This is a genomic window from Halogeometricum sp. S1BR25-6 (assembly GCF_031624495.1).
Classification (GTDB): Archaea; Halobacteriota; Halobacteria; order Halobacteriales; family Haloferacaceae; genus Halogeometricum; species Halogeometricum salsisoli.
The window spans coordinates 534,255-547,682 of sequence record NZ_JAMQOP010000001.1 but is presented as its reverse complement, the minus strand read 5'-3'; the positions used below and the strand labels follow the sequence as shown (position 1 = coordinate 547,682).

The 13,428-nt window shown below is 66.9% G+C and carries 13 protein-coding genes; 8 read left to right on the top strand and 5 right to left on the bottom strand.

The genetic code is table 11. The features are described from left to right. Window positions 1-2: 2 nt before the first annotated feature. Window positions 3-329, bottom strand: a complete 327-nt coding sequence (locus NDI76_RS02850; RefSeq protein ID WP_310922505.1) for an EMC6-like membrane protein — start codon at window positions 327-329, stop codon at window positions 3-5. A 147-nt stretch (window positions 330-476) separates the two neighbouring features. On the opposite strand from NDI76_RS02850, the gene NDI76_RS02845 reads away from it, so the two are divergent. After that, window positions 477-773 carry a MarR family transcriptional regulator gene (locus NDI76_RS02845; RefSeq protein WP_008387089.1) on the top strand — a complete coding sequence of 99 codons (297 nt, stop codon included), beginning with the start codon at window positions 477-479 and terminating at the stop codon, window positions 771-773. A gap of 139 nt (window positions 774-912) precedes the next feature. On the opposite strand, the gene NDI76_RS02840 is transcribed toward NDI76_RS02845, so the two are convergent. Together NDI76_RS02840 and NDI76_RS02835 are read right to left on the bottom strand one after the other, a co-directional pair. Continuing rightward, complete coding sequence (locus NDI76_RS02840) at window positions 913-1,110, bottom strand: hypothetical protein (protein ID WP_310922503.1); 198 nt, start codon at window positions 1,108-1,110, stop codon at window positions 913-915. Between the two features lie 119 nt (window positions 1,111-1,229). Then, window positions 1,230-3,080 carry a PINc/VapC family ATPase gene (locus tag NDI76_RS02835; protein ID WP_310922502.1) on the bottom strand — a complete coding sequence of 617 codons (1,851 nt, stop codon included), beginning with the start codon at window positions 3,078-3,080 and terminating at the stop codon, window positions 1,230-1,232. Window positions 3,081-3,391: 311 nt separating this feature from the next. On the opposite strand from NDI76_RS02835, the gene NDI76_RS02830 reads away from it, so the two are divergent. Then, complete coding sequence (locus NDI76_RS02830; protein WP_310922501.1) at window positions 3,392-4,204, top strand: manganese catalase family protein; 813 nt, start codon at window positions 3,392-3,394, stop codon at window positions 4,202-4,204. A gap of 188 nt (window positions 4,205-4,392) precedes the next feature. On the opposite strand, the gene NDI76_RS02825 is transcribed toward NDI76_RS02830, so the two are convergent. Both NDI76_RS02825 and NDI76_RS02820 read right to left on the bottom strand, forming a co-directional pair. Continuing rightward, window positions 4,393-4,602, bottom strand: coding sequence for a hypothetical protein (locus NDI76_RS02825; RefSeq protein ID WP_310922500.1), 210 nt, complete (start codon window positions 4,600-4,602; stop codon window positions 4,393-4,395). 86 nt (window positions 4,603-4,688) lie between these two features. Further along, entirely contained in the window at window positions 4,689-6,065 is a 1,377-nt protein-coding gene (locus tag NDI76_RS02820; RefSeq protein WP_310922499.1) for a cytochrome P450, read from the bottom strand. 101 nt (window positions 6,066-6,166) lie between these two features. Between NDI76_RS02820 and NDI76_RS02815 the strand changes: the two genes are divergently transcribed. From NDI76_RS02815 to NDI76_RS02790, 6 genes are all read left to right on the top strand, one after another. Further along, on the top strand, window positions 6,167-6,844 hold the full coding sequence (locus tag NDI76_RS02815; RefSeq protein ID WP_310922498.1) for a helix-turn-helix domain-containing protein: 678 nt from the start codon (window positions 6,167-6,169) through the stop codon (window positions 6,842-6,844). Window positions 6,845-6,893: 49 nt separating this feature from the next. Next, a complete protein-coding gene (locus tag NDI76_RS02810; RefSeq protein ID WP_310922496.1) occupies window positions 6,894-7,970 on the top strand; it encodes a M20 family metallopeptidase in 1,077 nt (358 codons plus the stop codon). Window positions 7,971-8,035: 65 nt separating this feature from the next. Beyond that, complete coding sequence (locus tag NDI76_RS02805) at window positions 8,036-9,574, top strand: carboxypeptidase M32 (RefSeq protein WP_310922495.1); 1,539 nt, start codon at window positions 8,036-8,038, stop codon at window positions 9,572-9,574. An 85-nt stretch (window positions 9,575-9,659) separates the two neighbouring features. After that, the gene (locus tag NDI76_RS02800; RefSeq protein ID WP_310922494.1) at window positions 9,660-11,162 is read left to right on the top strand and encodes a carboxypeptidase M32; all 1,503 of its coding nucleotides are present in this window, start codon (window positions 9,660-9,662) and stop codon (window positions 11,160-11,162) included. A gap of 113 nt (window positions 11,163-11,275) precedes the next feature. Continuing rightward, complete coding sequence (locus tag NDI76_RS02795; protein WP_310922493.1) at window positions 11,276-11,461, top strand: HVO_0416 family zinc finger protein; 186 nt, start codon at window positions 11,276-11,278, stop codon at window positions 11,459-11,461. A gap of 109 nt (window positions 11,462-11,570) precedes the next feature. Then, window positions 11,571-13,427, top strand: coding sequence for a UvrD-helicase domain-containing protein (locus tag NDI76_RS02790; RefSeq protein ID WP_310922492.1), 1,857 nt, complete (start codon window positions 11,571-11,573; stop codon window positions 13,425-13,427). Window position 13,428 lies beyond the last annotated feature (1 nt).

Genomic DNA, 13,428 nt, shown 5'->3' with positions numbered 1-13,428 from the left:
AATTACAGGGTCGCTCCCGAGGTGAGCAGGATGCCGAACGCGATGAACCAGAGGGTGAACGTCATGAAGGCGATGTAGAGGTAGTCCTTCGCGCCGAACTCTGAGACGTCGACGCCGACGACCTTCAGAAGGGGAAACTGCGCGAGGACGGCCGCCCCCAGCACCGCCAGCGCCTGCTGGTTCGTCGCCGCCTCGGACACGGGGACCGACCCCAGTCCGACGAGCGTGCCCGACGCCAACGCGGCCGCGACGCCGGCGAGGCAGGCGAGCGTGGTGACCGTGACCCCCCGCATGTGACCCGAGAGGCCCGTCTGCGTTTCCGTTGCCATGGGTACGACTCCGATACCCGGCATCAAAAGGCGTTCGTTCCCGCACGCGGGGGCGGCGCGCTCCGCCGCGATACGCGTCGAAGTTGAATCGTTCGGCCGCGGCCGTCCACGAAGGTTTATGGCGTTTGCACGTTTCGATTCGTAACGATGGCAGAGGCAGAACAAGAACAGGAGAGTCTCGACGACCTCCCCCCGAGTGCGAAGTTAGTTTTCAAAGTACTCGAATACAACGGCCCGCTCACGCAGAAGGGAATCGTTCAGGAGTCGATGCTGTCGGCCCGGACGGTTCGCTACGCGCTCGAACGGCTGGAGGGAATCGGCGTCGTCGACGAGGACGTCTACTTCGCGGACGCGCGGCAGAATCTCTACCAACTCACCGACGCGGCCCCGAAGCGACCCTCGGAGGGCGACGCCGACGAGGCGGAAGCCTGCTGCGCGGAGTAGCTCCGTCGCACCGTCACCGGCTCACCGCACGCGCGCACCGACATACGACCACTCCGCGACGGCGTGGAAAACTAACCTTCTCTCTTTCCGCTCGGCGAGCGACGGCGTTCGGTGCGGCCAAGCGGAGTGAGAACGCTCCTCAGCGACGGGGTGTTCCCGAGCGACGAACGGACCACAGTTGCCACCCCGACACGAGAGCGACCAACGAGAAGCCGACGAGAGCGACGAGCGCCCAGGCACCGCCCTCGCCGAGGAAGAGCCTGTACGCCTGCGCAATCGCCGCGATACCGACCGCGGCGACGACGAGTAACAGTCGGCGGGGTGACTCGCTCGACATCGTACTCCGGTCTACGACCGCCGCCTGCTTGTATCACACGCCCTTGGGAGTGACTACCACGCGCGAGGAGCGAAACGTCGGTGACGGCGAAACGGACGGAGACGAGGAGAGAGAACGGTCTACGTCGGGTGGACCGTAATCTTCTGTTTTCGGTCGATGGCCTGTTCGAGTTCGTCGGCGATGGCGCTCCCCCGGGAGACTTGGATGTCACCGCCGCGGCCGACCGTCGCGGTGAAGAGGTAGTCGCCGTCGGCGCGCACTTCGACGGTCTCGCCGACGTGGTCGTCCATCCGGACGACGACGTGCCGGGAGGTCACTTCGGGGGTGACGACGTCGCCATCGTCACCGCCCGACCCGCCCGACCCGTCGGACGCCGACGACTGGGCAGGGTTGTCCTCGTGGGTCCGCACGTCGATGTCGATTCCGAGGCGGTCCTCGATGTCGGAGATTCTGCCGCCGCCCTTCCCGATGACGTAGGAGATGTCGTCCTCGTCGACGTAGACGGTCGCCTTCTCCTGACCCTGCAGTTCCACCTCGACGTGACCGCGGGCGATGGAGCGAATCTCCCGCTCTATCTCCTGTCGCGCGAGTCGGCTCACGCCCGTCTCGTCGCGGCCCTCCGCCTCGTCCCCGAGGGGGACGGTGACGACCTGCCGGTTGAACGTGTAAATCTCGTAGGCGGGCGTGTCCGTCTCGAAGTCGGTGACCTGGATGACGGGCCGGGCGAGGTCCTCGGCGGTGAGACCCTCGGGCACCTTCACCTCCGTCCGCACGTCGTAGACGGTGTCGACGCGGCCGTCCTCGATGTAGACGACGGTGTCGACGACTTGGGGAATCATGCCGAGTTCGACGCGGCCGACGAGTCGCTGGAGGGCGTCGATGGCGCGCGTGGCGTGGACGACGCCGACCATGCCGACGCCGGCCAGGCGCATGTCGGCGAACACCTCGAAGTCGTCGGTTTTGCGCACCTCGTCGTAGATGGTGTAGTCGGGGCGGACGAGGAGGAGCGAGTCGGCCGTCTTCGCCATCTGGCCGTCGAGCGCGGTGTACTGGGTTATCTCGGGGCCGACCTGCAGGTCGCGCGGTTTCTCCATCGTCTTGACCGCGTAGTCGCTGTCGTTGAGGAACTCTGCGACGGCCTGCGCGAACGTGGACTTCCCGGCGCCGGGCGCCCCCGAGATGAGGACGCCGCGCTGACGTTCCGAGAGGCGGTCGCGGAGTTCGTCGGCGAACTCGTAGTCGTCGAGGTCGGTCTTGACGATGGGCCGGACGGCGGTTATCTCGATGCCGTCGGCGAACGGCGGGCGAGCGAGGGCGATGCGGTAGTCGCGGAACTGGACGATGCTCATGCCCGGTTCGGAGAGTTCGACGAAGCCCTCGGGACTCGCGCGGGCGGAGTTCTCGATGTCGTCGGCCCACGCCTTCATCGTCTCCTCGTCGGACACCTCCTCGCTGATGGTCTGGTAGTGCATCTCGCCGATGGCGCCGCGTTTCGCCTTCGGTTTCGTGCCGGTCTTGAGGTGAACGGACATCGTCTCGTCGTCGAAGAACTCCTCGATGACGAGGCCGCCGGACCCGCGGGTGCGAGCCTCGACGAACTCCACGTCGATGCCCTTCGCGCGGGCGACTTCGGCCTGCACCTGGTCGCTCGTCAGGAGCGTCGCCCCGTGCTCCTCGGCGATGTCGCGGATGACGGCGTCGATGTCACCCTCGTGCGCGCCGGTGGCCTCGCTCGGTTTCGTCCGCCGACCGACGTACTCGACGGTCACCGACCCCTCGTCGGCGAGTTCGGTGAGGCGCTGGAGTTCGGAGAGCCCCTCCCAGCCCGTGTCGTAACCGCTGTTCGCCTGTGATTCGAGTTCGCCGACGACGGCTTCGGGCACGCAGACCGTCTCCACGTCGCCGCCCGACTCGACTCGCTCGGACACGCGACCGTCGATGACCGCGCTCGTGTCCGGCACTAGCTTCATGGCCCCGGCTTGGCGTGGGAGACGGATAAAAGAACGTATCACGGCGGACCGACGACCGGCCGCCCCCGGCGACGTGATGCCTCGGTGAATATAGTAACGTCTGCAACTGTCTTCTCATCCGACCGCGCGCCGTCGTGCGGTCGAGTGAGTGATGACTTGCAGACGCTACTATAGTATCCGAGTACCGGAATGACGGCGAAGTGAGACTTTGTTTTTGAAGATTATGGGTCTCCCTTTTTCCGCATCGTCACAGAACTTGGCTGTCGGCAAAAAATTATTTTAGTACACCGCTTCTCGGAGAAATTGTAACGATGTTCTACCACGAAAACGGCCTCCAGTACGAGGTCGAAGTCGAGGACCCGAACCCGCAGTTCGCGAAGATGCTCCAGCAGGCCATCGGCGGTGCCGAGGGCGAGATGCGCGTCGCCCTGCAGTACATGTTCCAGTCGTTCGCCGTGCCCAGCGAGATGAGCGAGTACAAGACGCTCCTCATGGAGACGGCGATGGAGGAGATGGGCCACATCGAGATGCTGGCGACGGCGGTTGCCAAGAACCTCGAAGGCGCCTCCCCCGAGGCCCGCGAGTCGGCCCGCGAGGACGCCGTCATCGACGAGATGATGCGCAGCGGTCAGCCTCGACAGGCGCTCTCGGCCGGTCTGCACGCGATGCCCGTCGACAGCAACGGCGTGCCGTTCACCGGCAACTACGTTGTCGCCAGCGGCAACCTCGCCGCCGACATGTACGCCAACGTGATGGCCGAGTCCACCGGCCGCACACTGGCGACGCGCCTCTACGAGTTCACCGACGACCCGGGTATGGAGGACATGCTTGAGTACCTCATCGCCCGCGACACGATGCACCAGAACCAGTGGCACTCGGTCATCGACTCCTTCGACGAGCACCTCCCCGTCCCCGCGAGTTTCCCGCAGGAGAAGGAGAACCAGGACTACAACTACACGTTCATGTCCACGATGCGCGAGGAACGCGCGGACCCCGAACAGCCGTGGACGACCGGTACCTCCCACGACGGGAAGTCGGAGTACTCCTACACGTCCGAGCAACCCGACGGCGGCCCGCCGAACGTCGAGAAGGTCATCGACGAGATGTACAACGAAGTGAACTGACGACGGACGCCGCGTCCGTCGGTCGCGCCGCTCTCGGATGAGCGCCCCGGACCGGAACTGATTCGGGTCGGAGTTCTCGCTGAAAAGAGCGTCAGGAGCGACGCTTCATACTGACTGCTCTCGTCTCTTACCGGTGACCGACGGGACTGAGGGTCGCGATCACCGGTGAATAGTGAACGCAGTCAGTATCAGTCTTCGCGGTCGTCGGGGTTCTCGTGCTCCGCTTCTTCCCACTCCTCTTCGTCGGCGTCGGCCTCGCTCTCGTCGTCGGAGTCCGAATCCGAGTCCAAGTCCCCGTCGCCGAGAGCCTCGGTCTGTTCGACGGCGTCGACGTCGCCCTCGCCGCCGCCGTACTGTTCCTGTTGTTCCTTCTCGGCGTCGGTGTCGTCGTCGGTCATGCGGATCGAGGTAGGGGCGAGAGCCCGAAGGGCGCATTACCTGTATATGCCGGCCGCTTGTGACTCGTGGCGGCCGCGGCGGGCGGTCAGTCGCTCGGGGCGGCCGCGCCCCCGCCCCCGCCCGAACGCTCGCGGACCACCATCGACACCTCCTCCTTCGGGCGCGAGGTGATCGTCGGGACCACCTCCAGATTCCGGTCGGAGACGAGTTCGAGGTGGTACTTCCGATAGATTGTCGCGAGGATGAGTCGGGCTTCCAGCATCGCGAACCGGTCGCCGATGCAGCGCCGCGGTCCCGCCGCGAACGGGAAGTACGCGAGGTTGGGTAGCGAGCGCTCGAACTCCCGCGTCCAGCGCCCGGGGTCGAACGCCAGCGGGTCGTCGTACCAGCGGGCGTCGCGGTGAACGACCCACTGATTCATGAACACCCGCGCGCCGGCGGGGATCGCGTAGCCGCCGACCTCGTCGGCCGCCCTCGCCTCGCGGCTGATCCCCGGCACCGGCGGGAACAGCCGCATCGACTCCTTGACGACTTTCTCCGTGTAGGTGAGATCGGAGAGGTCGGCCATCGTCGGGGCGTCGCCGCCGAGCACCGCGTCGAGTTCCGCGACCAGTTTCGCCTCGACCTCGGGGTGCTGGGCGAGGAGGTAGGCGGTGTACGTCAGCGACACCGCGGTGGTCTCGTGGCCCGCCGTGATCAGCGTGATCGCCTCGTCGCGGATCTGTTCCTCCGAGAGGGGGTTTCCGTCGTCGTCGCGCGCGTCAAGGAGCATCGACACCACGTCGTGTTCGCCGGGGTCCCGCCGCTTCCGTCGGATGATGTCGTCGACCACGTCGTCGAGCGTCTCCCTCGCGCGCGCCATCTTCCGCCGGGACGGGAGGGGGACCTCGTCGGGCAGCAGGAGGTTTGGGAGGCTGGTCGTCGCCGGCAGGAAGTCGTTGATCGCCCCCTCGATGTCGTCGACGTAGCGGCCGATGTCGACGCCGAACAGCGCCCGCGCGACGATGCGGAGCGTCAACTCCATCATGTCGTCGTGGATCGCGCGTGTCTGCCCGTCCGCCCACCCCGCTATCGCCTCCTCGGTGAGGTCCGTCATCATCTCGGCGTACACCTCGATCCGATCGGGGTGGAACGACGGCTGGACGAGATGGCGGTTGCGCCGCCACTCCTCGCCTTCGCTGTTCAGGAGACCGTTGCCGAGCAGCGGACCGAGCACGCGCTGAAACTGCTCGCCCTTCACGTAGTTGGCGTTGTTGTGGACCAGCACGCGTTCGATGTCCTCCGGGTGGTTGAGCTGGTAGACGTGACCGTCGGGGCTCTTCCAGTGGACGACGTCGCCGTACTCTTCAGCCATGCGCTCTCTGAACTCCAAGCCGCCGAGGTTCGCCTGCACCATCGAACCGACCACCGGCAGCCCCGAGGGGCCGGGCGGGAACTCGACGGCGGTTTCGTCGTCGCTCATCGAGAAAACGTACGCCGGCCGCTCGGTTGAGGATTCCTTCCAGCATGCTAGAACCGGTTATTCCTATCCGTCCGTCCGGCGTACGACGGGGACACCGAACCATGTCCGCAGACAGTCTCCGCTACGCCACGCTCACGCTTTCCGGGGCGGTCCAACTGCCCGTGTTCGACCGGTTCGATCGCTCCCCGTCCGTCCGGGTCGAGGCCACTCGGTATCTCGGTCCGGTCGAGAACGGGGAGTACGTCGGCCTGTCGGACCTGCGTGGCGACCTCGGCGTCGCCCGCGACCTGCTGGCCGACGGCGACGGGGTGCTCCGGTACGACGTGGCCGGGGCCGCGGGGCACGGCATCGTCTACGCCCACTACCGGAGCGTCGGCCCGGTCGGCGACCTCCTCGCCATCCTCTACCGCAACGACATCGTCCTCGATTGGCCCATCGAACACCGGCGGACGGAGGCGGGGTCCGAGATTCGGTTCACTGTCATCGGGACGGGCGCGGGCATCCGTCGGTCGGCCGCCGCCGTCCCGGACGCCGTCGGCCTCTCGGTCGAACAGGTCGGCCGGTTCGAGTCGCGGACCGAATCGGCACCCCTCCTGACCGACCGGCAGGCGGCGCTGCTCGAACTCGCGGTCGAGGAGGGGTACTACGAGGTCCCCCGGGAGACGACGCACCGCGCGCTCGCCGACCGACTGGGCGTCGCGGCGGGCACCGTGAGCGACCGCCTCCAGCGAATCGAGCGCCGCGTGATGACCGCCTACGCGGACGGTCCGGACCGGTGACGCACACCGAGCCGTCGGAACTTATACCGCTCGCGGGATATCTCCGCGCATGCGAGAACTGCGCGAACTCACCCGAGAACTCGTCTCGACGCCGAGCCACGAGGACGAGTCGGCCTGCGGCGACGTCGTCGAGTCGTGGCTCCGCGGGGAGACGGACGCCGACGTGACGCGGGACGGACACGGCAACGTCCTCGCCCGGCGGGGCGCGGGGACGTCGCTCGCCCTCGTGGGGCACCACGACGTGGTGCCGCCGGACGACTCGCAGGTGGACAACGGCGAGTACGTCGTCGAGGAACGCGACGGCCGCCTGTACGGCCGCGGGACGGCGGACATGAAAGGTGCCGTCGCGGCGTCGATGCTCGCCTTCCGCGACGCCGACCCGGCGGGCGAACTCGTCTTCGCCTCGTTCGTCGGCGAGGAGGTGGGCGGCGAGGGCGCCCGCGGCGCCATCGCGGACGGGTTCGCGCCCGACTACGCCGTCGTCGGCGAGGGGTCGACGAACTACTCGGGCGACAACGTGACGGACGTGGTCGTCGCGCACAAGGGGCGGCGCGCCTCCACCGTCGTCGCCCGCGGCATCGCCTCGCACGCGAGCGAACCCGAGGCGGGCGAGAACGCCGTCTACCGCGCCTGCGACGCCGTCGACGTCATCCGAGACCTCGACGCGCCCGAGGCGGACGTGTTCGGCGAACGCCTCTCCGGGAGCGTCGTCGTCACCGAGGTGGACGGCGGGTCGGCGTGGAACGTCGTCCCGGAGCGCTGCGAGGTGACCGTGGACGAGCGGACCGTCCCCGGCGACTACGCGGCCCTCGAACGGGTCGAGGCGGTCGAGGGCGTCGAGTGGGCGGTCGAACAGGACTTGCCACCAATGGGCTGTGACGACGAGGCGTTCGCGGAGGCCGTCCTCGAATCGGCCACGCGGGCGCAGGAGTCGACCCCCGAACTCGTGACGAAGCCGCACGCCACGGACGCCGGGTGGTTGGCGGGGGCGGGGACGACGTGCGTCGTCTGCGGCGCCTCGGAACCGGGCGAGGCGCACACGAAGACCGAGAGCGTCTCCCTCTCCGTCCTCGAACGGTGCTACGAGATATACCGCGACGCGGCCGAGTCTTGGCCGGCGGCGTAGCGCCCGCGGCGCGGCGACCCTCCGCATGCACATAGTTGATAACGCGGGAGGTGTTTCGATTCGATATGGCTACCGACGCCGCCGGGGCCGACGCCGAGTCGGCGCCAGACGCTTACGCGGAACTCCTCGAAACGTACACGCGGGTCTCGAACGTGCAGAACGCGGCCGGACTGCTCTCGTGGGACCAGCAGGTGATGATGCCCGAGGGCGGCACCCCCGCGCGCTCCCAGCAGTTGTCGACGCTCTCCTCGCTGTCGCACGAACTGCTCACCGACGACGAGGTGGGCGAGCGACTCAACGAACTGGCGGACGCCGACCTGACCGACGAGCAGGCCGCCGTCGTCCGCGAGATTCGGCGCAAGTACGACCGCGCCGTCAGCGTCCCCTCCGAGTTGGTCGAGGAGATATCGACCGCCTCCTCGGAGGCGCTGCCCGCGTGGGAGGAGGCGAAGGCCGAGGACGACTTTTCGACGTTCGCGCCCCACTTGGAGAAGCACATCGAACTCAAGCGCGAGTACGCCGAGCACATCGACCCCGACCGGGACCCCTACGAGGTGCTGTTCGAGGACTTCGAGCCGTGCCTCCCCCTCGAACAGGCCGAGTCCATCCTCGAAGAACTCCGCGACACGCTCGTCCCGATGATAGAGGAGATTCGCGAATCGGGCGACGACATCGCCACCGACGCGTTCACGAAGGCGGGCGAGTACCCCGAGGAGGACCAAGAGGAACTCTGCCGCGACGTGCTCTCGACGCTCGGCTACGACTGGGAGCGCGGCCGCCTCGACACATCTTCGCATCCGTTCTCCTCGGGGACGACGTTCGACTCGCGCGTGACGACGCGCTTCGATGAGTCCGACCCCCTCGGGTCGCTGCTCTCGACGGTCCACGAGTTCGGGCACGCGACGTACACCCACGGCCTGCCTGACGAGCACTACGCGACGCCGCTTGGCGAGTCGCGCGACCTGTCGGTCCACGAGTCCCAATCGCGCCTCTGGGAGAACCACGTCGGCCGGTCGAAGGCGTTCTGGAACGTGCTGCTCCCGACGTTCAAAGAGCACTTCCCGAAGGCCGAGGACGTGACCGTAGCGGAGGCCTACGAGGCCGCCAATCAGGTGTACGAGGACAACCTCATCCGCGTCGAGGCGGACGAGTTGACCTACCACCTCCACATCATCGTCCGCTTCGAGATAGAGCGAGCGCTCATCGCGGGCGACATCGACGTCGAGGAGGTGCCCGAGGTGTGGAACGACAAGTACGAGGAGTACCTCGGCGTCCGTCCCGAGACGGACTCGGAAGGCTGTCTGCAGGACATCCACTGGAGCCACGGCAACTTCGGCTACTTCCCGACGTACTCGCTCGGGTCGGTCATGGCCGCGCAGTTGTACGACGCCGCCGAGGACGATATCGACGACTTGGAAGGACGTATCGAGGAGGGCGACTTCGAACCGCTGCACGAATGGTTGACCGAGAACGTCCACCGACACGGCGCGCGCTACGAGACGAACGACCTCGTGGTGGGGGCGACGGGCGAGGACTTCACCGCCGAGGCGTTCACCGACTACGTTACCGAGAAGTACGGCGACCTGTACGACATCGACGCGTAGAGGGCGCGAGCTACCCCCGATGACCGACTTTTTCGCCGACTGCCGGCAGACGGAGTTTGATACGAGTCCGAGTCGACCCGCGGGTATGTCATCGACCGACACGGCCGGCGGCGACGGCGCCTACGACGCCCTCCTCGACTACTACCGCCGGGTCTCGAACCTCCGGCAGGCCGACGGGATACTGATGTGGGACCAGCAGACGACGATGCCGGCCGGCGGCACTCCCGCCCGGGCCGAACAGCGTTCGACGCTCTCCTCGCTGGAACACGAGTTGCTCGCCGACGACGAACTCGGACGACTGCTGGACCGCGCGGCGGAGGCGGCGACCGGCGACGCCGAACGCGCCGCCGTCAGGGAGATTCGCCGCCAGCACGAACGCGCCGTTCGCGTACCCGACGACGTGGTCGCCGACATCGCCCGCGTCGAGTCGAGCGCCCACGAGACGTGGGTGGACGCGAAGGCCGAGGACGACTTCGACGCCCTGGCGCCGACGCTCGAACGCATCGTCGACCTGTACCGCGAGCGGGCGGAACACCTCGATGCCTCGAAGCACCCGTTCGAGGCGATTTACGGGGACTCCGAACCGTTTCTCCCCCTCTCGACCGTCGAGGAGATATTCGAGGACCTGAAGGCGACGCTCGTGCCCCTCGTCGAGGAGATTCGCGCCGCCGAGGAACTGCCGACGCCGTTCGACGGAACGTACGACGAGGCGTCGCAGACGGCGCTCTCGGAGGACGTTTTGGACCGCCTCGGCTACGACTGGACCCGCGGCCGACTCGACACCGCCGCGCACCCGTTCACCTTCGGGAACCAGTTCGACTGCCGGGTGACGACGCGCTTCGACGAGTCGGACCCCCTCGCCGGCCTCACCTCCACGGTTCACGAATTCGGGCACGCGACGTACAACCTCGGCCTGCCCGACGAGCACTACGCGACGCCGCTGGGCGAGTCGGGCAGTCACGGCGTCCACGAGTCTCAATCCAGATTCTTCGAGAACCACGTCGGGCGGTCGAAACCGTTCTGGGAGGGGTTCGTCGGCACCGTGAACGACCGACTCGGCTCCGACGCCACGGCCGAGTCGGCGTACGCCGCGGTCAACCGCGTGAAGCCCGATACCCTCGTCCGCGTCGAGGCGGACGAGTTGACCTACCACCTCCACATCCTCGTGCGCTTCGAGACGGAGAAAGCCCTCCTCGGCGGCGACATCGAGGTGTCGGAGGTGCCCGCAGTGTGGAACGACAAGATGAAGGAGTACCTCGGCGTGCGACCCGAGACGGACTCGGAAGGCTGTCTGCAGGACATCCACTGGACGGCGGGCTACCTCGCCGCCTTCCAGAACTACACCGTCGGGAGCGTCCTCGCCGCGCAGTTGGACGCGGCGATGCGCGAGGACGTCGACGACGTGGACGGTCTGATTCGTGCGGGCGAGTTCGGGCCGATACACGAGTGGTTGGGTGCGAACGTCCACCGACACGGACGGCGGTACCCGACGGACGAACTCGTCGTCGAGGCGACGGGCGAACCGCTCTCCGCGGACACGTTCTGCGCGTACGCGACCGAAAAGTTCGAGTCGCTGTACGGGCTCTGAGGCGGCCGTTCGAGTCGAAACGGTGTCCTTCCGTCTCCGGAAACTATCGACCGCTCCCAAGGCGTGGGCACCGTCAACAGGACTAAGTGATGGTACGCCGTAGCATGCCATGTATGGCCTCAGCACCCGACTCCGACGAGGCGCTGTTCGACCAGTTCTTGGACGACCGCGGTCACGACGTATCCGAACCGCAAAACTGGGAGACATCTTATAAGAAGAAGCAGTGTCCGGACTGCGGTGCGCTCCACGACGAGGCGGCGGTCGACTGTACCGTCTGCGGGTGGGACCCGCGCGCCTGACGGCCCCCGCTCGACCTCCGCGAATCGACTTCTGACTCGCGTTTTCCGACGATGAGAGCGGTCCCCGAAAGCAGGCAGTTTATGAGGGACTAGAGCGTGAACGGGTACAATGAGCGACTCCGACGCGACAGTCACCCGTCTGTTCGGGGGTCCGGGGAGCGGGAAGACGACGGCGCTTCTCGACCGAGTCGAGGAGATTCTCGAAGACGACGACGTGACGATTCGCGACATCCTCGTCGTCTCCTACACCCGCGCCGCGGCCGCGGAGATTCGAGAACGCCTCGCGGAGCGACTCGACGTCTCCCCGCGGGCGTTGCAGGGCAACGTCTCCACGATGCACGCGAAGGCGTACGAACTGCTCGACCTCTCGCGCAACGACGTAGTCGGCGAGAAGGACAAAGAGGAGTTCTGCGACGACTTCGGCGTCGAGTTCGAAGACGAGTACGGCGGCGCCGGCCGCCGCACCGCCCGGTCGACGACCATCGGCAACAAGATCATCGCCACGAGCCAGTGGCTTCAGCGGACCCGCCGGGACGTCTCCGAGTGGTACGACGTGCCGTTCAACTGGGACGTCGAGGAGGTCCGCCTCCCGCCGGAGGTCGACCCCAACGCCCAGGAGGGCAACAAGTACACGCCGACGTGGCCCTCCGACGACGACCGCATCGACGTGCCGAGCGTCATCCGCGGGTGGCGCAAGTACAAGGGGGACAACGGCCTCGTCGGCTTCGCCGACATGCTCGAACGGGTGAAGCAGCGCTCGCTCGTCCCGAACGTCGACTACCTCGTCATCGACGAATTCCAGGACATCACGACGCTGCAGTACGACGTCTATCAGGAGTGGCTCCCGCACCTGAAGGGCGCCCTCATCGCCGGCGACGACGACCAGGTCGTCTACGCCTGGCAGGGCGCTGACCCGAACCTCCTCTTGGACACCGAACGCGACGAGGACGTGGTGCTGCCGAACTCCTATCGGCTTCCCTCGAAGATTCTGGACGTGGTGAACAAGGAGATTCGCCACATCGAGAAGCGCCAGGAGAAGGACCTCCACCCGCGCAAGGAGGGCGGCGTCGTCGAGGGCGTCGCCAATCCCTCGATGCTCGACCTCGCGCGGAACGTGCGCTACACCATCGAGAACGACGACGACGGCGAGAGCATCATGGTGCTGTTCCGCGCGCGCTACCAGATGTTCCAGTTCATCGACGAGTTCCTGCCGCTGGGCGTCCCCTTCTCCGTCCTCACGGACCAGCGGATGTGGACCGACCGACTCACCCAGTACGTCGAGGCCATCGAGAAACTCGACCGGGACGAGAACATCACCGGGTTGGAGGCGCGGCGTCTGGCCGACATGCTGCAGGACTCCGCCTTCGGATCGAACGAGCGTGACGACCTGTTCGACTACATCGACGACCTGCAGGAACTCGAAGGGGTCGAGGACCTGACCGACCTCGAAGTGACGCCGGAGACCATCGAGGACCACGCCCCGTTCGTCCCCGACGGCGCCGCCGCCGGCGACATGGTCCGCAAGGTCACCTCGTTCCAGCGCAAGTCCGTCGAGGCCTACTTCGAGGGCGAGTATCAGGGGATGGACCCCAACCGCGTCCGCGTCGGCACCATCCACTCCGCGAAGGGTCGAGAGGCCGACCACGTGTTCGTCTCCACGGACCTGACCGAGAAGGTGGTCGAACAGATGGCCGCCTCCGTCGACGACGAGGAGGTCGAGGGCGTCGAGGAGTTCACCTCCACGACGGACCCCGTCCCCATCCTCACCGACAACGAACGCCGCGTGTTCTACGTCGGGATGTCGCGGGCCCGCGAACGCCTCGTCATCCTGGAGAACCTCGTCAAGGGGGCGCCGACGCTCCCCGTGAGCGTCCTCCTGCACAACGAGGTGCGGGACACGCCGCTGAAGGAACTGCTCGAAGAGGCCCAGACCGGCGACACGCCGGCGCCCGAACCGGACCCGTAGC

Coding starts and splice junctions, on each gene's coding strand:
- NDI76_RS02850 (WP_310922505.1), bottom strand. CDS start 329: ATGGCAACGGAAACGCAGACGGGCCTCTCGGGTCACATGCGGGGGGTC.
- NDI76_RS02845 (WP_008387089.1), top strand. CDS start 477: ATGGCAGAGGCAGAACAAGAACAGGAGAGTCTCGACGACCTCCCCCCG.
- NDI76_RS02840 (WP_310922503.1), bottom strand. CDS start 1,110: ATGTCGAGCGAGTCACCCCGCCGACTGTTACTCGTCGTCGCCGCGGTC.
- NDI76_RS02835 (WP_310922502.1), bottom strand. CDS start 3,080: ATGAAGCTAGTGCCGGACACGAGCGCGGTCATCGACGGTCGCGTGTCC.
- NDI76_RS02830 (WP_310922501.1), top strand. CDS start 3,392: ATGTTCTACCACGAAAACGGCCTCCAGTACGAGGTCGAAGTCGAGGAC.
- NDI76_RS02825 (WP_310922500.1), bottom strand. CDS start 4,602: ATGACCGACGACGACACCGACGCCGAGAAGGAACAACAGGAACAGTAC.
- NDI76_RS02820 (WP_310922499.1), bottom strand. CDS start 6,065: ATGAGCGACGACGAAACCGCCGTCGAGTTCCCGCCCGGCCCCTCGGGG.
- NDI76_RS02815 (WP_310922498.1), top strand. CDS start 6,167: ATGTCCGCAGACAGTCTCCGCTACGCCACGCTCACGCTTTCCGGGGCG.
- NDI76_RS02810 (WP_310922496.1), top strand. CDS start 6,894: ATGCGAGAACTGCGCGAACTCACCCGAGAACTCGTCTCGACGCCGAGC.
- NDI76_RS02805 (WP_310922495.1), top strand. CDS start 8,036: ATGGCTACCGACGCCGCCGGGGCCGACGCCGAGTCGGCGCCAGACGCT.
- NDI76_RS02800 (WP_310922494.1), top strand. CDS start 9,660: ATGTCATCGACCGACACGGCCGGCGGCGACGGCGCCTACGACGCCCTC.
- NDI76_RS02795 (WP_310922493.1), top strand. CDS start 11,276: ATGGCCTCAGCACCCGACTCCGACGAGGCGCTGTTCGACCAGTTCTTG.
- NDI76_RS02790 (WP_310922492.1), top strand. CDS start 11,571: ATGAGCGACTCCGACGCGACAGTCACCCGTCTGTTCGGGGGTCCGGGG.